Annotated in this window: 16 protein-coding genes; 9 read left to right on the forward strand and 7 right to left on the reverse strand. The window is 40.8% G+C overall.

The genetic code is table 11. The annotated features are described in order from the left end of the window. Nucleotides 1-13 precede the first annotated feature (13 nt). Nucleotides 14-1,657, forward strand: coding sequence for a hypothetical protein (locus IH597_01795; protein ID MBE0661173.1), 1,644 nt, complete (start codon nucleotides 14-16; stop codon nucleotides 1,655-1,657). A gap of 337 nt (nucleotides 1,658-1,994) precedes the next feature. Here IH597_01795 and IH597_01800 read toward each other — a convergent pair whose 3' ends face one another. Further along, nucleotides 1,995-2,651 carry a hypothetical protein gene (locus IH597_01800; GenBank protein ID MBE0661174.1) on the reverse strand — a complete coding sequence of 219 codons (657 nt, stop codon included), beginning with the start codon at nucleotides 2,649-2,651 and terminating at the stop codon, nucleotides 1,995-1,997. A gap of 459 nt (nucleotides 2,652-3,110) precedes the next feature. On the opposite strand from IH597_01800, the gene IH597_01805 reads away from it, so the two are divergent. Beyond that, the gene (locus IH597_01805) at nucleotides 3,111-3,617 is read left to right on the forward strand and encodes a fasciclin domain-containing protein (GenBank protein ID MBE0661175.1); all 507 of its coding nucleotides are present in this window, start codon (nucleotides 3,111-3,113) and stop codon (nucleotides 3,615-3,617) included. 72 nt (nucleotides 3,618-3,689) lie between these two features. On the opposite strand, the gene IH597_01810 is transcribed toward IH597_01805, so the two are convergent. After that, complete coding sequence (locus tag IH597_01810; GenBank protein ID MBE0661176.1) at nucleotides 3,690-4,478, reverse strand: ABC transporter permease; 789 nt, start codon at nucleotides 4,476-4,478, stop codon at nucleotides 3,690-3,692. Nucleotide 4,479: 1 nt separating this feature from the next. Next, on the reverse strand, nucleotides 4,480-5,379 hold the full coding sequence (locus tag IH597_01815; protein MBE0661177.1) for an ABC transporter ATP-binding protein: 900 nt from the start codon (nucleotides 5,377-5,379) through the stop codon (nucleotides 4,480-4,482). 223 nt (nucleotides 5,380-5,602) lie between these two features. On the opposite strand from IH597_01815, the gene IH597_01820 reads away from it, so the two are divergent. Together IH597_01820 and IH597_01825 are read left to right on the forward strand one after the other, a co-directional pair. Beyond that, nucleotides 5,603-8,626, forward strand: coding sequence for a hypothetical protein (locus tag IH597_01820; protein MBE0661178.1), 3,024 nt, complete (start codon nucleotides 5,603-5,605; stop codon nucleotides 8,624-8,626). Between the two features lie 54 nt (nucleotides 8,627-8,680). Beyond that, nucleotides 8,681-9,310: a response regulator transcription factor gene (locus tag IH597_01825; GenBank protein ID MBE0661179.1), complete on the forward strand. Its 630-nt coding sequence runs from the start codon at nucleotides 8,681-8,683 to the stop codon at nucleotides 9,308-9,310. A gap of 102 nt (nucleotides 9,311-9,412) precedes the next feature. Here the strand turns inward: IH597_01825 and IH597_01830 are convergent, their stop codons facing one another. The 3 genes from IH597_01830 to IH597_01840 all read right to left on the reverse strand — a co-directional run bounded on the left by IH597_01830 (nucleotide 9,413) and on the right by IH597_01840 (nucleotide 13,526). After that, nucleotides 9,413-11,056 carry a hypothetical protein gene (locus tag IH597_01830; protein ID MBE0661180.1) on the reverse strand — a complete coding sequence of 548 codons (1,644 nt, stop codon included), beginning with the start codon at nucleotides 11,054-11,056 and terminating at the stop codon, nucleotides 9,413-9,415. A 363-nt stretch (nucleotides 11,057-11,419) separates the two neighbouring features. Further along, nucleotides 11,420-12,367 carry a DUF4062 domain-containing protein gene (locus IH597_01835; protein MBE0661181.1) on the reverse strand — a complete coding sequence of 316 codons (948 nt, stop codon included), beginning with the start codon at nucleotides 12,365-12,367 and terminating at the stop codon, nucleotides 11,420-11,422. A 211-nt stretch (nucleotides 12,368-12,578) separates the two neighbouring features. After that, nucleotides 12,579-13,526 (reverse strand): glycosyltransferase family 2 protein, encoded by a 948-nt coding sequence (locus IH597_01840; protein MBE0661182.1) that lies wholly within the window; start codon nucleotides 13,524-13,526, stop codon nucleotides 12,579-12,581. Between the two features lie 133 nt (nucleotides 13,527-13,659). On the opposite strand from IH597_01840, the gene IH597_01845 reads away from it, so the two are divergent. Beyond that, complete coding sequence (locus tag IH597_01845) at nucleotides 13,660-14,184, forward strand: helix-turn-helix transcriptional regulator (GenBank protein MBE0661183.1); 525 nt, start codon at nucleotides 13,660-13,662, stop codon at nucleotides 14,182-14,184. A 331-nt stretch (nucleotides 14,185-14,515) separates the two neighbouring features. Then, nucleotides 14,516-14,932 carry a hypothetical protein gene (locus IH597_01850; GenBank protein ID MBE0661184.1) on the forward strand — a complete coding sequence of 139 codons (417 nt, stop codon included), beginning with the start codon at nucleotides 14,516-14,518 and terminating at the stop codon, nucleotides 14,930-14,932. Between the two features lie 63 nt (nucleotides 14,933-14,995). On the opposite strand, the gene IH597_01855 is transcribed toward IH597_01850, so the two are convergent. Further along, nucleotides 14,996-16,033: a DUF1624 domain-containing protein gene (locus tag IH597_01855; GenBank protein ID MBE0661185.1), complete on the reverse strand. Its 1,038-nt coding sequence runs from the start codon at nucleotides 16,031-16,033 to the stop codon at nucleotides 14,996-14,998. A 168-nt stretch (nucleotides 16,034-16,201) separates the two neighbouring features. Here IH597_01855 and IH597_01860 point away from each other — a divergent pair, with 168 nt between their 5' ends. Genes IH597_01860 through IH597_01870 form a run of 3 tightly spaced genes read left to right on the forward strand, consistent with a single transcriptional unit; the run spans nucleotide 16,202 to nucleotide 18,288 of the window. Then, a complete protein-coding gene (locus tag IH597_01860) occupies nucleotides 16,202-16,990 on the forward strand; it encodes a T9SS type A sorting domain-containing protein (GenBank protein MBE0661186.1) in 789 nt (262 codons plus the stop codon). A 10-nt stretch (nucleotides 16,991-17,000) separates the two neighbouring features. Beyond that, the gene (locus IH597_01865) at nucleotides 17,001-17,246 is read left to right on the forward strand and encodes a PqqD family protein (GenBank protein ID MBE0661187.1); all 246 of its coding nucleotides are present in this window, start codon (nucleotides 17,001-17,003) and stop codon (nucleotides 17,244-17,246) included. Then, nucleotides 17,239-18,288: an ATP-grasp domain-containing protein gene (locus IH597_01870; protein ID MBE0661188.1), complete on the forward strand. Its 1,050-nt coding sequence runs from the start codon at nucleotides 17,239-17,241 to the stop codon at nucleotides 18,286-18,288. The genes IH597_01865 and IH597_01870 overlap by 8 nt, the downstream gene beginning before the upstream one ends. Nucleotides 18,289-18,300: the final 12 nt, after the last annotated feature.

Genomic DNA, 18,300 nt, shown 5'->3' on the forward strand with positions numbered 1-18,300 from the left:
GTAACAGCGGCTTATGAAAAAGTTATTTCTGATTTATATTCTTTTAGTTTTTATGCATTCTTTAAGTGGTCAGACCCAATCAAATGCGCTTGAAGGGGTGGTTTCTTATGTTACCACCCAGAATGTGTATGTAAAATTCAAGTCCACCAAGACTATCTCAGCCGGCGATACGCTCTTCATGTTTTTAGATGGTAATCTAGAATCTGCATTGGTAGTTGATAACCTCTCATCTATATCTTGTGTTTGTTCCTCTCTACTGCCATACCAATTTAAAATTGGTGACCGAATCTTTGCTGCAAGTAAAAATGGGATAGAATCATTAGAAAGCAAACCACTGGAAACAGCCGAAACAGAACCGTTGATTGATCCTTTGATAGTTCCCGAAACATATTCGTTGGAGAAAAATGAAACAGAGAAATTTTTAAGAAAGCAAAATGTTAGCGGGAGGATTTCAGTGGCTTCGTATACCAACCTGTCGAATACGCCTCAGGGCAATTCTCAAAGGATGCGGTACACCTTATCATTGAATGCAAAGAACACAAGAGACTCTAGGTTGTCAGCTGAATCATACATTTCATTTTCACACAGGAGCAAGCAATGGAACAAAATCCAGGATAATGTTTTCACCGGGCTGAAGATTTACAACCTCTCTCTTAAATACGAACTTGGCAAACATGCAAGCATCTGGGCAGGAAGAAAAATAAATCCTAAAATTTCGAACATGGGTGCTGTGGATGGAATTCAGTTTGAGTATAAAACCAATTCAATCACCACTGGTGTTCTTGCCGGGTCAAGGCCTGATTACAGGGATTATAGTATTAACCCATCACTTGTGCAATATGGAGTTTATATAAGCCATGAGCACACGTATAAAAGAGGAAACGCACAGACTTCTGTTGCATTTGTTGAACAAAAAAACACAGGTATTACCGACCGGCGATTCACTTATTTGCAACATTCGAACAGCCTTGTCAAAAATCTTAGTCTGTTTACATCAGCGGAATTCGAGTTATACAGGTATCGGTTCGAAACAGGGATGGACAGTACAAATTTGGTGAAAGACTATTTACCAAAGCTCTCGAACATCTATTTTTCACTCAGGTACAGGTTTTCGCACCAGGCATCGCTTGCACTATCATACAGTGCGCGCCAAAACATCATCTATTATGAAACCTATAAGAACTTTATTGATCAGTTAATTGAATCGGAAACCCAGCAGGGCTATTCACTGCAGGCATTCTGTAATCCAATCAAAAAGCTCTCATTTGGCGCCACAGGGGGTTACCGTTTCAGGAAAAGCGATCAGCGCTCTTCAAAGAACCTGTATGCATATACAACTTACAGCCAGATTCCTTACCTGGATATTTCAGCAACCATTTCGGCAACGCTTATGGCGACGAGTTACATGAATGGAAAAATATTCGGATTGAGCTTGTCGCGCGATATTATTGACCATAAATTAAGCAGTACTGTCACTTACCGGTTTCTTGATTACCGGTTCGTCAACTCTACTCTTGGTCAGATGCAGCATACCGGCGAAATAAGTTTGAACTGGAGAATCCAAAAGAAACTTTCCTGTTCATTTTACTATGAAGGAACTTTTGACAGCAAGTATATGTATAATCGCGTTTTTATTCAGCTATCGAGAAGATTATAGGGATATCCCGAATAAAAGTCGGTCAAATTTGATATATAGCAAAACCAAACAGAATTCGGAATGATTTATACACTGGCTAATTTACATTACTGCTATAATATTTTTTACCACTGAGACACTAAGGGTCACTAAGAACCACTTTGTGAATCTTAGTGACCCTTAGTGTCTCAGTGCTTTAATACTCTTAAGTAATTTAATGTTTTTCAAGTTATTATTTTTGGGGCCGCATCAATAATAATGAAGGACTACTGTGTCTATCCGCCTTCGGCGAGACAAGTTGTGATTAAAAAATGGTCTTGATACTTTTCGGAGCAGGCTCATTGTTTATAAACCACATTCAGAAAACCATCGGAAAGAAAACTACGTTGCCGCAGTCGCAGGTTTCCCTGAATCCCATTCCCGAAATATAGTTGGTGTAGCCATAAAGGTCAGCATATTTCGATGATGGAAAGGAAAATTGAATGCCCACAGCGGAGTGCAAACTGCCGGAAATCCTGAACTGATAACCTAAGCTTGCTGTAATACCAGGAATGAAAAGGGTTTGACTCAGTTTTTCCGGCGGGCTGTCTGGGTTTTCCCAGTCTTCCAATTCAGCTTTTTCCCTGATTACCGAGCCGGTGAGATATCCACCAACAAAAAAGAAATTCTCTTTCTCCAGAGTCTTTCTGAAATTATACTTTATCCCCGCCCTTAAAAATCCGCCGGATTGCAGCTTCATAACGTACCCATCATTCCCACACTTATAGTGTGTCGAGAGGATAAACCCAACCAGATCGAAGTTTTTCGTATAATCAAATGTGTATCCGGCACCGAATGAATAAGAGAAGTTTGCATTGGGGCTGTAATCATAAGTCAGATCAATGGTAGTGGCCAGTATCTGCAACAGATTAATACCCGCCGAGTGTTTCCGGATATCATTATCCTTCCCGCGAACAGTGCTGACTGATAGAACCATCATAAGGATGATCAGGCTTCTGGAAGTTATTGTTTTCATGAGGGGGTTGATTCGATGGGTGATGCTAAGACTGATTTTTTTCAGCGGCTTTACAAGGATTAGTATGCTGTTTGCAAACTTACTGAAAATGTTGAATTACAAATTCAACACTTCCGGGCAGCAATGTAATTGCCGCTCAGCCGGGTGCCGACGCCTTGGAAATATGAAATTTTAACATTGAATCTGCTCCGAAAAGTCACAAATTCCTGATTTTTATCGTTTTTAGCCCCTGATCCGCCGCGGCGGAGAAACACTAAAAATCAGCAATTTGTGAAAGTCCCCTTTAGGGAACTTAGCGAAGCGATCTCACGAACGAAGTGAGTAATTTAGAGGCAAATTAACTTTTCGGAGTGGACTCAACATTTATTTGTAAAACTATTTTTGACCTCCAATGAACTTAAACGGAGAAGTTCTGTTTAATGAATGTTGTTAAACGTTAAACAACTTAAAATTAAAAACATGAAAAACCTATTTGTTTTCCTGATGGCTTCCGTTATATCAACGAGTGCATTTAGTCAGAAAAAAGATGTTGTGGATATTGCAATAGGATCAGCTGATCATACAACTCTTGTAGCTGCAGTAAAAGCAGCAGATTTAGTAGTTACTTTAAAAGGTGCGGGTCCCTTCACTGTATTTGCTCCTACAAATGAAGCATTTGCCAAACTTCCGGCAGGTACTGTTGAAACATTGCTGAAACCCGAAAGCAAAGCTCAACTATCCAAAATTTTAACTTACCATGTCGTTAGCGGTAATATTGATGCTGCTGGTGTAATGGAAGCGATAAAAAGTGGAAAGGGTAAAGCTGTATTAACAACTCTGAGTGGTGGTAAATTAACAGCTACACTCGATAAAGGTAAGGTTAAATTAACTGACGAATCAGGCAATTCCGCGTTTGTTACTGCAACCGACTTAAAAGGAAGTAATGGAATTGTTCACGTAATTGATGGTTTGGTTCTCCCCAAATAATTTCTTCTCAGAAATTAATTGAGTAATTGAGTAATAAAGAGGCTGATCTCGGATTTGAGACAGCCTCTTTGCTTATTTCTGGTCAGAATATTTCCACCAGAGTACGGTTCCAAAATACCCGGTTATTCCTGTAATTATTATGAGAATAAAACTCAGTTCATTTAATTGCATCTTCAAATCTGCTCCGCCACTTCCACTGTATATTCCCGGCACTGACCACGGAAAATAGTTTCCTATTCCCATTGCACCAATAATCTGAGCCATAACAAGCAACAAAGCAACAATGCCGAGTGGGGTCAGATAACCTTTGCCCCAAATTGCGAAAAACGCGACAGGCGTATTTAATAGAATGATCAGAGCCGTGGTAACGAAGTAGGTTTTAAGATTGCCAAGAAATACAGCAACGCTCCAACCATCTAATTGCAGCAAAAACCCAATGATTAAACCCAGTGCCAGATTAGCAATAACCAAGGCCAAACACCAGATTGTATAATAAATAAATTTGGCATTCAGTATTTTGGTTCTTGAAATTGGCAAAGCCAACAGGTCTTTTGCTGTTCCATCAGAATATTCTCTTCCGAATAACCAACTTGCAACAAAACCAAAAATTAAAATGCCACCAATGCCAACAGCCTGTGATAGTATACCTAAAAATGATTGCCAATTGGCTTCAAACGAAAACATTACAGCCTTCGATTTAAAAGCCCCCGAAAGCCCTTCGTAACCAACATCTTTCATTAATATCATGAACACGCCTCCGAATATTGGCGCAAGTGCAAAAGCTATAAAGCTAAACCACCGAATACGTGCATGCTTGTTTTTCAGAAATTCTGCTGATATAGCCCGGATCTGTTGCTTCATTTTATTCCTTTATTATTCGTAAGAAATAGTGTTCAAGGTCTTCCTCGAAAACATACAGTTGCTTTGGCGGAATCTGATGTTGAACCAATATTGTAGCAAGTTCTTCGGGGCTGTCAATCGCTTCCTTGCTCAATAGTTCAATTGTTTCATTGTGTGTGCTGCATTTAAAGCCATTTTCAGCAAGTATTTTTATTGCTTTCCCGTTGTTATTGGTTGAGATGCATAATTTCTTTATCACCTGATCATGAAGTTCTGATGATTTAATTTCCTTAATCAGGGCGCCGTTATGAATAACTCCAATCCGAGTTGTGAGTTTGGCTATTTCTGAAAGGATATGGCTCGACAAGAAAATGGTAGTGTTGTGTTTTTCTGATAATTCTTTTAACAATTCCCGTATTTCAACAATCCCGGCGGGGTCAAGTCCGTTGATTGGTTCGTCAAGGATGAGCAGTTTTGGTTTGTGCATTAACGCCTTTGCCAATCCTAATCTTTGTTTATTGCCCATCGAAAGGTTTTTCTCTTTCCTGTTTATGTATTGCGTAAGCTGCAAGCGTTCTGTTATTTCATCTATCAAAGCTCTGTCAGATAATCCCCTGAGCTTGAAAATCACTTCAAGATTTTCGATGACGGAAAGATTTGGATAGGAGTAAGGTGTTTCAATCAGATAGCCGACATCATTCCATATTTCAGTGGCCTGTTTCGGTTCGATACCGAATAACTTGCAAGTGCCGCTATCAGGTTTGATCAATCCCAATAGCAATCTGATTGTCGTGGTTTTTCCGGCGCCGTTTAAACCAAGAAAACCATATATCTCGCCTTGCTGAACATTGATTGAGACATTATCAACAGCAATGGTGTCGCCATACCGTTTTGTCAGGTTGTTGGTTTGGATAATATTCATGTTGAACGACGAGAGTAATTGGGTTATTTAAAAATTTACCTTGGATACTCCGGTTACTAGCCCGGGAGATCAGCCACGAATATATAAATAAATGCTGCCGGTGTTGAGGTTGCAGGAAAATTCGCATTTCCACCTTCACTGACCTCGTTCAACTGCAAATAAATATTTTCTTTCAATACTGATGTTGTATTGTAAAGAGTAATAAATTTATTGCGGTTTAATTATGAAGTCAACTCAACGGTTTTGGGTCATTTTAGTTGCTCTTTGTTTGCTTCAATTGCAAAGCAGGCAACAGGGAATACGGCAGTATTCTGTTGCGGATGGTTTGTCGCAATCCACCATTCAGGATATTAATCAGGATGTTTTCGGGATTATGTGGATTTCTACCGGCGATGGCTTAAACAGCTTTGACGGCTATACTTTCGACAAATATTATTCCTGGCCCGCTGTTTCTACTTCCGGCCAAAGCAACAGCATGCGGAATGTGATCAGCGGCCCCATCGGCAATCTGTGGGTGGGATCGGATTATGGTTTGCTTTATCTCGACCGGTCAAAACAGATTTTGTCTGGCATATTTACCGAAATCAAAGAATTGAACGGCAGGGCTTGTCTGCCTCTGTTTTGTTCGGTTGATTCTGTTTCAATCCTGGTTAAAGGCCTGGGCGTACTCACGATCCATCAAGACAATCATAAGTTTGAAGTAATATCGCTTAAGCACGGGCTGGTGTCATTATCTCCTTTAGGATCAAACAAGGATGAAATATGGTTTGGTTTTTATCCTAATAGCCTGGTATGTTTTTCAAAACCTGAAAACTCAGCTTTAACAATGCAGGATTTTAGCACCGGTTCAAAGGTTCATGAACTCTTTGTTTCTGTTCTGAGACTTGATTCCAGCCGCTACCTGGCTGCATCCGGAACAAAGCTTTATTTTCTCTCCAAAACGGACGGTTCTATGCGAACCGTTGATCACAGTGCGTGGAAAATTTTCCCTGAAGATGTCATGTTTAAATCGCTTCAAATGGATCATACTGGCAAAATACTGGTGATTACGGTAAATCGTCGAATTTACAGTTTAAACAGTGATTTTTCATTGCATAGCCATATCCCCTTCAGCAAATCCACCAAGGGCGAAAGCAAGTCGGAAATGAGTGTTACTAATGCCTTTACCGATGATGCGGATAATTTGTGGATCGGTACCGATGGGTCGGGACTGTGTCAGCTCATGGCTGACCCACCGGGATTCAGTTTGGTGAATAAGATTTTTTTACCTTCCGGAGAATCGCTGCTTCCTTTTGTAAGATGCTTTTACGAGGATGACGACAAGCTTTTGTGGTTTGGAACACACCGTGAAGGATTGTTCCGATGGAACAGAAAATCAGGTGATTTCACGCAGTTTCTTCCTGAAAAGGAAAAAAACTTCCCTTCTCTTAACGATCTTTATTGCATCCAGCCTCTGGATGAAAATATTTTGATGTTGGGTACATCAAAGGGCATTGCATTATTTGATAAAATAAAATCAAAGGTTCAAACTGTACTTAGCTTAAATGGTGGTACTCAAAAAATCTCACAAATTTTAAAATTACAAAACGGACGGTTTGCTGTTATCCTGAATTCCCGATTGTGCTATCTTGAATTTTTTAATGGGAACGCGGAACTTACTGCTGCAAAATTGCCTGATACTATTAGTCTGGAAGTGATTTGCAATGCTACTGAAAATGGACTGTACGGTTTCAACCGAAGTGGATGTTATACGATTACCAGCAAAAAAACATCTTTTAACCCATTCACTTATAATGATCAGAAAGTGATGCTCAATGTGAATGCCGTGATCCCCGATAATTCCGGTGGATTCTGGCTGGCAACGGGCAATGGGCTTATCAGAACCGATTCCACAGGAGCGGTGATGGAAAATTATAATGAAAATGATGGCTTATCCAATCACTTCCTTTACGGATTGCTCACTGACAACAACGGACATCTTTGGATGAGTTCAAACAATGGGTTGTCCAGGTTTTTGATCGAGACTAAAAAATTCCGGAATTTTGGTTTAGCCGATGGACTTCAATCCCTTGAATTCAACTCAGGCGCTTATTACAAAACCAGTGAGGGAGAGATGTTTTTCGGTGGAATAGGCGGCTTTAATTTTTTCCACCCCGGTTCGGTTGCCAACCACACTCACAACCCTAAAATCTTCCTGACGGGTATCCTGGTTAACGATCAGCCTTTCCTAACCGATACCTGTCCGATGGCTGTGAAATTTCTTGAACTTCCCTATAATCAAAACACACTGACCTTCGAATTTGCCGCACTCGATTTTAATGATACACCCGGCCGTGAATATTATTACTTCCTGGCCGGACACGATAACGATTGGATTTCGGCGGGACAACTCAACCGGGCGAGATACTCCAAATTAAAACCTGGAAAATATATCTTTAAAGTCAGAACCTTTCACGACGCCGACAACTCCCAGGTGAATGAAGCCATGTTGAGGCTTATAATTCTGAAACCTTTCTGGATGACAACCCTCTTTCTTGTGCTGGTTTTCATAATAGCGATCTCCTTAGTCGTGTTAATTGTGAGGTATATAACTGTACAAAAGATGAATAAACAGATTGATAAGCTAAAGCGCGAACAAGAAATTAATTATATAAGACGACGTATTGCCTCCGATCTTCATGATGATATCGGGTCCGGTTTGAGCAAACTGGCCATGATCAGCGATCGTACACGCTTGAAAACCTCTCATGACAATGGCATCAGCAGTTCGCTATCAAAAATATCAGGCGAAGCACGGCAGATGAGCGATCAACTGCGGGTGATTGTTTGGGCGCTTAATCCGCAGAATGACCATCTTGATAATCTTATTGCCTATATCAGGATGAATATCGGCGATTATCTTGAGGATGCTGGTCTCTGTCACAATATCTCCGTACAGGGTGTCATTCCCGAAAAATATGTTTCGGCTGAGTTCAAACGTAATATATATTATACGATACAGGAAGCGGTTCACAATTGTGTTAAACATGCAGGAAAGTGTAAGATTTTCATCGGGATTGAGGTTGCACCGAATATTTTGAAAGTATCCATCATTGATGATGGCGACGGGTTTGAACTCACTGGCATTCATTCAAATGGCAATGGCTTGCGGTTTATGAAAAAAAGAATTGACGACCTTGGCGGTTCATTTACAGTGATGGAAAATACGCCCAAAGGAATCAGCATTATCCTATCGGTTCCCATTTAACTTTACTACTTTTTGGGTATTTTAATTCCATCTTTGTTTATATACTTTTGGGGCATGAAAATCGGGGTTATCATAGTAGAAGATGATCAGGAGATCAGGGAATGGGTAAGTAGCGTTATCCGGAGTGATGAATCGCTCAAATGCCTGGCCGTTTTCTCTGACGCTGAATCCTGCATTCAGGCATACGATCAGTTTTCGCCCGAAGTTGTGATCATGGATATCAACCTTCCGGGAATGTCCGGCATCGAATGCATTAAATGGATCAAACCACTCAAGCCCGAAGTTCATATGATTGTGTTCACTGTTTTTGAGGATGATGACCATGTATTTGATGCCCTGTGCTCCGGTGCTGCAGGATACATCCTGAAAAACACTACTGCCCACCAGATGATTGAAGCTGTTCATGATGTTTGCAGAGGAGGTTCCCCGATGTCATCTTCCATCGCCAGGAAAGTGATCAATTCTTTCCAACGCGCTAATCCCGGGCAGGCTGAATACAACAAGCTATCGGGTCGCGAGCGGGAACTGCTCGATTTGCTGGCCCGCGGTTACCGTTATAAGGAAATCGCTATTAAGCTCTTTATCAGTGTTGAAACCGTCCGAACCCACATCCGGAATATCTATGATAAACTGCAGGTCCAGTCACGTACCGAAGCCCTGAACAAGATTTACCCAAGGGGATAATATTGTTTACTACTATCTGCTTTAAACAAAAATGGAGAATGCGGTTCACAAAAAAGGCCGCCCTGCTGGCAGCCTTTTTTTTAGGAAAATTTCTTTTCTCTCTTAATCGAACACGTATTTCGATAAGCCAAGTGTATTGTTTTTCCTGTCGCGACCCACAAACACTGCTTCATTCGAATCCGGCTTTAGTATGAACGGGAAACTACCGTAACTCAGGTAGGTTTTTCCCAGAGGCAATTTAGCATCCTGGATTTTTGCTGACTCCAGGTCAATTTTCATAACTACCGGCTGAAAGCTGGCATAATACGTAGACCGTCCGTTCATCGCAGCAAAGAAATTATCATAGCCTTTGCTTCCTTCGGGTTCAAACCTTACCCAGTATGCGTTTTTTCCATCTTTGGAAGTCATAAAATTATGCTGCATCTGAAAGATCTTATCGTCTTTTTGAGTAGCCAGTTCCGGTTCAATGCAATATTCGGCTTTTACATTGCCCTTATTGTCAAAATGAAAACAGGTAAGATCTTCATACGCTTTACGACCGTTACCTTCTATCATCACCACCCTGGTACGCTGTCCGGCAACGATCACATCACCGTTTCCGAAGACTTTAAAAGCTTGTATTGTAAACCTTCCGAAATCTTTTTTAGGAACCTTTTTTACTGAGGGAGGCACTACCCTTCGTTTTTCAATATCTTGTGTTGAAGTCACAGTAATGTAGTCCACTTTATCTCCTGCCATTTTAACCATCACCAGATCCTCTGGTTTCAGACGGGTGACACTCTCTTCCCGTTGGTTATCCCTGTAATTGTAAAAGTCGGGATAGCAGGGGTTCGGAATATTTGAAAAGTCCATGAATTCATCATTATTGAATGCAACTTTAGCAGGACTGGTCATACCAAAAAAGTAAAGGTCGTTTCCATCTTGTGCCATATTTGTTATTACAGTGGTTTGAACCGGCATGTTCAAAATAGTCTGTGATACTTTATTGCCTTCTCCATCAACAATATACACCACAAATTCTTTGGCATTTCCACCACTTGCCTTGCTTGGGGCAAAAACAAACAAAGCATTGTATTCAGCTAGGTTTGGATTTTCAAATTCATCTTCCACATCCGGATTAATCTTCACAAGATCGGAGTAAACCAGGGTGTATTTATTGAGATCGCCGATACTGATTTCCTTAACCTGCATATCAAGACCAATATTGATCAGGATGTATTGCTTTCCTTCATCTTTACTGTTCTCCTTCACCAACACAAGGTTCGAACCGGTTTCAGCATTAAAATAACCAACATAACCTTTGTAATTGAAACCTTTCAAGCTTTTGCTGATGTTTGATTCCTCCATATCACTATCGTATCGCTGTTTTTTGTCATTCCAGGTCTCAGTCAGATTTATTTTGGAGGCAGTCAGTTTCATGCTTAGTAGTTCGATTGCATTACAGCCACCTACAGAAGTGTAGATGTATTCATAAGTACGGTCAGGCATGCTTGTTTTTTTAAGCCTGGGTTCCGAGGATTCTTCTTCATTCAGGAATTTCAGATCTTTATCAAAGGAGTAAGTCACAAAGATGGTTTCCTTCTTTTTCAGATAGCCGTATGAAACGAATAAGGATTCATCGTCGCCATAGCTGATGTCGAATATGCCACCGGCCTGGGCTGCTTTCGACAGAGGCTGTGTAGTTTGCTGCGAAAAAACGCAGTTGCCTGTGAATAACAGGACAAATAAGATTGTTGTAATTTTCATAACCTGCATTGTTTAATTATGCAGGCAAAAATAGAAGGCGCGAGAATGCTGCGCAATCGCATAAAAGTAGTAATTAGTAGTTCATGAGAGCATCTTGCTAAGGCAGTACAGAGATTATCAGGCTTCTGGAAATGGCTTATTTCAGGGTGGGGTTTATTTGATTGAACAATTATTGACAAACTGTTACAATGTTGAGGCAGCATAGTGAGACCATGATAATTTTCCAGACATTGTCTGGAAAATTATTTGAATTGAAAATTCAGCCATGTTCCGAGCGGCAATGCAGTTGCTGCTCAGAGGATGCGGAGATAGTTTGGTGGGTCCTAACACCTAACCAGTCGTATATTTGATTGTGCCAAGCACTTATTTGATTATTTCACACTTCCCGATCACAATTGGATTCTGATAAGCTTCATTACCTTCACCCCCAGAATGACTAATTTTAAGAATATTATTTTTACTCTTTAAGCTCACGTTTTGTAATGAATAAATATTAATGTAAGCATCCGCATTGATAACCTTGTAAATCAAATGATTATAATTAGCTTTAAAATCAGGACTATAAGGAAGATTCCAACATTTTGAGTTAATATTAAAGCAGGCATGTTCTCTACCATTCCTTAAAACAATAATTTTGGGTTTATTGATTAAATCATTCTCTGATAACTCATATTCATTTAATGATAATTTCATCAATTGTGCATTCCCGGCTTCATGAGTGTAATTTATCCTTGCTTTAATTGCAAGCAAAGGATTAACTGTGTTTATTTCATCCTCTATTATTATCTCCTTTGATTGTTTAAATTCAATTATTAAATCCGATTGATGTGGATTAGACAAAGGAACTTTCTTATTTGCTTCTGATTTATCTACAAAATGTTGAGGTATATCACTTAATATTCTCTCCTCAAGCTCGCCAATACCATTTATCAATTTCGCTCTGAATCTTCCAGTATGAAATGATTCAACTTTTCTTATAAAGTTCTCTTGACATAATTCATAATCGAAGAAATGAATTCTGAAAACAAGAATATCAATTGCTTTTTTAAGAGCTTTGTCATATTCTAATTCTGTGACAGAAAGAGTTTCTCCATCTGGAATCCACCCATAATATTGGCCTAGAATGAGTATGTAAAGATCTGAACTTTCCACCTCCCTCATACATACTTCGTATGAACTTTGGTCTCTACTTCTATCTGCTTCAGAAAGAAAAATATCCTTAAATCCTATCTTTACTAGCATTTTATGAACGATTTCCCTCGCATCTTTTAATGATTCAATAGGAGAACTTATAAATACTTTTTTTGCCATTGTTTAAAATTTTGGTGAGCAATTAGTTTACTTGCCTGGCCAGATCATACCACCCTGCCCAAATTCAGATGAGTTTGCAAGACCTCAATCATACTAAAACCTTCCTGCTAGGCCGTAAAATGCAATTCAAAGAAAGCTTTGGTTGTTCATTTGTTTTGAGCAATGTTCAAAGGTTTTTATCATCTTTTTTACGCAAAATAGAATTCCGCTACTATTTCTCTCCCACCCTCTTCCTCACCACATAAGCCGGCCGTTTCTTGTTTTCCATAAAGGTTTTGCCAATATACTCGCCCAGGATGCCCAGCACAATCAGTTGGATGCCGCCGATAAACAGAACGCTGGCCGTGGTGGAAGCCCAGCCGGCAACGGCCTGTTCGGTGAAGGTGTAGATGTAGATCACATAAAGCCCATACAGGAAAGCCAGCCCGGCAATGATGATGCCCAGCACCAGCGATAACTGCAAAGGCCGGATGCTGAAAGAGGTGATACCGGCCATCGCAAACCGGATCATTTTTCTCAGGGAATACTTTGTTTTGCCTGCGAAGCGTTCGTTGGGAATATACTCTAGAGCGGTTTGGCGGAAACCTGCCCAGGAAACCAGTCCGCGCAGGTAAAGGTAGTTTTCGCGGCATTCTTTCAACACATCCACCACTGCACGGTCGAGCAAACGAAAATCGGCGGCGCCGGGATGTACCTCCACGGAAGATAATTTACGGGCAATCCAGTAAAAGAATCGGGCGGTGGCTCGCTTAAAAAAAGATGTGCTTTTGGTGTCCCTGCGGATCGTATAAACCACTTCATAGCCTTGCTGCCATTGGTTGATCAGTTCGGGAATGAGTTCGGGCGGGTGTTGCAGGTCGGCGTCCAGGCTGATGACGCAATCGCCCGTGGCGTGGTCCAGGCCGGCTTTGAGCGCAAACTGGTGGCCAAAGTTCCTTGAAAGCACAATCAGCTTTACGCTCTTGTCTTGCTCAATCATCGCTTCTATTTTTTGATCCGTCTGATCGCTGCTGCCGTCGTCAACAAACAAAATTTCATAAGCCGGATAAGCATCAAGCACATCCGTTAATTGCCTGTATAATTCTGATATGCCGCTTTCTTCGTTATAGCAGGGCACAACAACTGAAACGCTGAAACTGAGAGCCGGGTTATGGTTCATGGCTGAATAGGCTTTGATGAAAAGAGGCGTAAATATAAGGCAATTGTATTAATCGTAACTTTGCAATCATACATTCCTGAATGGTTTATTGCTATACACGGCTATGATTCGCAAAAAGCTTGTCGTTAAAAACATGAATTGCCACTGCTGCGGCAAATTCCTGAAGAGAATTCTTGGGGAGGCCGGGGTGGAAATTGTTGCATTGTTACCGGCAGGAGTGGAGCTTAGGTTTGATCCGGGAAAGATCACCCACGAAGAAATTATTGCTTTGATTGAGCAGGAGGGATTTGAACTGGCCTATGACAAGGAAGACCAGTTGATTGAAAGAATTAAAAGCGCTGTAATTGATCTGGTTCACCACAGCACTTTCAATGCCATGGTTCGCAACAGCGATTACCTGGTAGAGAAGTTCAATTTATCGTATCAGCATATTTCAGGCATATTTTCAAAGCACGAACACATTACACTTGAGAAATTCATTATACGCCAGAAGATTGACAAAGCGAAGGAACTAATTCAGCAAGGCGATCTCACCCTGAGTGAAATTGCTTACATGATGGGCTACAGCAGCGTACAATACCTCTCCACCCAGTTTAAGGCGATTACCGGAATTTCAGTCAGCGACTTCAAGAAAAGTTTGTTCCAGCAAGATAATTGAGTGTTTTATCTGTTTCATTATCAGTCGCAATCACTCACTTACTAGTTAGTGCATTCTTTGGCTCTGGATAGAATTTTTACATTTTCGCATAATTTACAAACTATTTGAGGTTTTGAGGATAATTTGGCAAAACATAGGCTAACTTTGCAAGAAAATGAGATTGATCTTTGCGTCGAATTATTAGGCGTGCAGGATTTTAGGTGTGTAAGATTTTGTTTATCATGTTTTTATGAGGTCATTAGAAAGATTTTCAGTTATTATGCTTTGTGATAAAAAATAGGTTCCAGTATTGAACTATCCGTATTAATTTATTCATAAAAAGGAGGTTCAAATGTTACCATCAAATCACTTCACACGTACAGGAATTCTTTTCATGTTGTTAATTTTGGTTCTAGCACCTGCTTTAAGTAGCAGCCAAATCTTCGTTGACATTCAGGTGTCACCAAATGTGCTAAATCTTCAAAACAAGGGTCAGGTTGTAACCGTTCACACTGATCTCTCCTATGGAAGCGTCAGTGCAACTACTGTGACCCTGAATGGTGTTGTAATCAGTCACTGGAAGGCAGATAATCAGGGAAATTTTGTAGCCAAATTCCTGATTGAAACAATTAAGAACCTTCCGTTAAACATTGGTGAGCTTAATACCTTAACCCTAGAAGGCAGCACATACAATGGTGAAACATTTATTGGATCTTATGATGTAATGGTCATTAATGTAAACCCATCTGGAAACGGAAACGGGAAATAAGAAATTGAAAGACCAGCTATACATTTCTTCTATTACCCTGGACGTTTAATTTCAGGTTGTGAATCATGTTTTCAACACTCTGATCTTACGCCACAAATACACCAGCAAACTTGTTGTGATCAGTATGAAAAGAAACCAAAGCAGCAGTGCTGTTCCTTGCTGGGTTTTGTAAATCGCCGTACCAATATTGCCGATGAGCAACCATTGGAATACATAAAAGTTTGTCACATAGCGGCCAACCCAGCGAAGGTATTTTACTACCGTCGTGTTTGTATGTTTCATAGTTATCAAGTGAATGATGATGACCCAAAACAGAATCAGCAACAATATCCACAGGAAGAACAAAAGCGAATGATTGTAATAGAGTTCCAGCGATGAAGCCGTTTTGAAACCCCACGTAAAAGACAGGGCCAGAATGATAAACATGCTTGATGCAACATACAGCATCCCTTTTCTTGAAAACCCCGAAAATTGGAATTTTTCATTCATCTGATATAAAACATAGCCCGCCAACGGATAAGCCGCCCATGGTATAAGCGGGAAGTAGGACCAGGGTTGCCCCCCTACGAAAAAGGATAATACATATTTTAAGGAAGTCAGATCGCCATTGTAAGAGGGCAGAAAACTACCAATGGAAGCAATCAACAATGTGAACACAACAAAGGGTAAGACCCGATTTCTGAATAAGGTTTTCAGAACCCCGAGCAGGATCATGCTGAAGCCGGCCAGAAACAGTATATCTACACCAAACACATAAGGCCAGGGATTTAATGAAACGGCTCCGCTTAAGATTTTCACCAACAAATGGAAATTCATCCCGATATTTAGCAGCAGTCCCCAAAGTAAAAGCTTAAAGCCTCTGTTGATGCTGCTTTTAAGATCGGCAGAGGATCGGGCAATGAAATAACCCATAATGACCATAAACAATGCCGCTCCCGGAGGGCCGGCAAGGAAAACAAGCAAATGCCAGGTGTTGTCCTGGTAAATTTCAGGAGTAGCAAAAACTTCAAAGAGGTGCACGAGTATCATCCTGATTACTGCAATGCCTTTGAGAATATCGGGCAATGCCATCCTGTTACCAGATTTATTTTCAGTATTCATAAACCATTTTGCTAGTTAGGTATCTATAAAGGCGCAGCAAACTTATATCAAAGAGAATGGATCTGACAAAAATCTTAAAATCTTGAACGATTTAGAGGGAATTTTATACACTTTCGACAGCCATTAACGGTTAATATTGCATCTTCAAAAAATTAAACTATTAAGTTTATGAAACAACTTGTTTTGATCATGGCAATCATGGCCCAGTCGGTGTTCCTCACGGGACAAATTACACTTGAAAGCACATACAATCATTCAGGAACTTTTACCAACCTTACGCAGTCGGGGTATAAATTTTATATAATGGATGTTGGCGCCAATCAATGCCGGATCTACAATACCAACCACACCTTATGGAAAACCATCAACCTCTCGGTTCCGGCTGATAACTATTTGTACGATATCCGGTATATTTCGGAAAACCTGTTTACAACTGACAATACTTTGTGCCTGGCATATATTTATTATAGCTACAACGCAACAGGCCAGTATTACACTTATACTGCAAAGGTGATCAGCGAAAACGGTACTGAGCTGCGGAGTATTCCCGGATGCCAGTACCTGTATGCCCACAGCGTTGGCACTGCCGGAACCAAACTTGTAGCCTACAGTTATAATTATTCGGTTTCGCCATACACCATTCAGACCCTGGTGTATAATTTGCCCGGGCAACTGGTTTCGGGGAGCAATGGTGTAGTGCTCAATGAAGAAACTTTACAAGCTTTTCCGAACCCAGCCAATGATTTCATCACCATTTACTATGAATTTCCTGATGGGCTCAGTAATGCGGAAATGATTATACACGATATCGAAGGGAATGTTGTTCGTAAGTTTGATATTGCGAACCAATCAGACAACATGATGATTTCAACAGCTTCCTTCCCCAAAGGTTTTTATTTATTCTCGATCAACTCCGGAAATCGCTTGATTAAATCCGGGAAATTCATTGTACAATAATTTCAGGATCATGAAAATCAAAAATAATATTGCCGTAAGCGCCTCAGGCCTGGTGTTCAACCCCGATACCGGCGAATCATTTACTGTAAACCCTATGGGTGCTGAAATGCTGGGTTACCTGGCCGAAGGAGAATCGCAACAGGAAATTGAGATGAAGATTGCAGGGAAGTACAATGTTGACAAGTCTTCCTTCGAAAAAGATTTTGAGGATTTTGTTGCCTTGCTGCAAACTTATTCACTGCTTGAAAATGACTAAGAGGCCGGAATTAACCATTGCTGTTTCGGGTCTCAATGCCATTGACAGTCCCGGACCGGGTGTTGCTGTGATCCGCGGTTTGAAGGAAGCTAAATCATTCGGTTGCCGCATCATTGGCCTGGCCTACGAATCCCTGGAGCCCGGTATTTTCATGCACGACCTGGTGGACAAAACTTACCAGATTCCTTATCCTTCTTCCGGGACTGAAAGTGTGATGGAAAGGCTTGAATACATCCATGAGCAGGAGAAACTGGATGTAATCATCCCCAATTTCGATGCGGAGCTATATCCCTTCATCAGGCTCGAAAAAAGAATGAAAGAAATGGGCATCGCCTCCTTCCTTCCAACCATGAAGCAATTTGAAGAACGCCTGAAAGTGAACCTGGATGAGTTCGGCAAACAATATGGCTTGAAGGTTCCTAAAGGAAAAGTTTACCATGATTTGGGGGCATTGCACAGTGTTGGTAAAGATTTCGAATACCCTGTGCTTGTAAAAGGTAAATACTACGATGCCTATGTTGCGTACAACATTGACCAGGTAAAGAATTATTTTCACAAGATCACGGCCAAATGGGGATCGCCGGTTATTTTACAGGAATTTGTTCACGGAACCGAGTTCAACGTAACCGGCCTGGGCGATGGCGAGGGTAACACCATTGCCGCGGTGCCCATGCGCAAACAGTACATCACCGATAAAGGCAAGGCTTGGGGCGGAGTTTCAATTTCTGACCGCAAAATACTTGAACTCACCAAAAGCTTTATCAGCCAGACCAAATGGCGCGGTGGATTTGAGCTTGAATTGATGAAAGACAAGAATAATGATTTTTATTTGCTTGAAATCAATCCACGCATGCCGGCATGGATATACCTTGCAGTAGGGGTAGGGCAGAACATTCCGGAAGCTCTTGTACGTCTTGCCCTTGGAGAAAAAGTTGAGCCGTTTACGGAATACAAAGTGGGCAAAATGTTTGTCCGCTATGCATGGGATATGATTGTGGATATTGAAGAGTTTCAGCAAATTTCTACTCACGGAGAACTCTGAAGATTGTAGATT

The sequence above is a fragment of the Bacteroidales bacterium genome (genome assembly GCA_014860575.1).
In the GTDB taxonomy this organism is placed as follows: domain Bacteria; phylum Bacteroidota; class Bacteroidia; order Bacteroidales; family JAAYJT01; genus JAAYJT01.

Coding starts and splice junctions, on each gene's coding strand:
- IH597_01795 (MBE0661173.1), top strand. CDS start 14: ATGAAAAAGTTATTTCTGATTTATATTCTTTTAGTTTTTATGCATTCT.
- IH597_01800 (MBE0661174.1), bottom strand. CDS start 2,651: ATGAAAACAATAACTTCCAGAAGCCTGATCATCCTTATGATGGTTCTA.
- IH597_01805 (MBE0661175.1), top strand. CDS start 3,111: ATGAAAAACCTATTTGTTTTCCTGATGGCTTCCGTTATATCAACGAGT.
- IH597_01810 (MBE0661176.1), bottom strand. CDS start 4,478: ATGAAGCAACAGATCCGGGCTATATCAGCAGAATTTCTGAAAAACAAG.
- IH597_01815 (MBE0661177.1), bottom strand. CDS start 5,379: ATGAATATTATCCAAACCAACAACCTGACAAAACGGTATGGCGACACC.
- IH597_01820 (MBE0661178.1), top strand. CDS start 5,603: ATGAAGTCAACTCAACGGTTTTGGGTCATTTTAGTTGCTCTTTGTTTG.
- IH597_01825 (MBE0661179.1), top strand. CDS start 8,681: ATGAAAATCGGGGTTATCATAGTAGAAGATGATCAGGAGATCAGGGAA.
- IH597_01830 (MBE0661180.1), bottom strand. CDS start 11,056: ATGAAAATTACAACAATCTTATTTGTCCTGTTATTCACAGGCAACTGC.
- IH597_01835 (MBE0661181.1), bottom strand. CDS start 12,367: ATGGCAAAAAAAGTATTTATAAGTTCTCCTATTGAATCATTAAAAGAT.
- IH597_01840 (MBE0661182.1), bottom strand. CDS start 13,526: ATGAACCATAACCCGGCTCTCAGTTTCAGCGTTTCAGTTGTTGTGCCC.
- IH597_01845 (MBE0661183.1), top strand. CDS start 13,660: ATGAATTGCCACTGCTGCGGCAAATTCCTGAAGAGAATTCTTGGGGAG.
- IH597_01850 (MBE0661184.1), top strand. CDS start 14,516: ATGTTACCATCAAATCACTTCACACGTACAGGAATTCTTTTCATGTTG.
- IH597_01855 (MBE0661185.1), bottom strand. CDS start 16,033: ATGAATACTGAAAATAAATCTGGTAACAGGATGGCATTGCCCGATATT.
- IH597_01860 (MBE0661186.1), top strand. CDS start 16,202: ATGAAACAACTTGTTTTGATCATGGCAATCATGGCCCAGTCGGTGTTC.
- IH597_01865 (MBE0661187.1), top strand. CDS start 17,001: ATGAAAATCAAAAATAATATTGCCGTAAGCGCCTCAGGCCTGGTGTTC.
- IH597_01870 (MBE0661188.1), top strand. CDS start 17,239: ATGACTAAGAGGCCGGAATTAACCATTGCTGTTTCGGGTCTCAATGCC.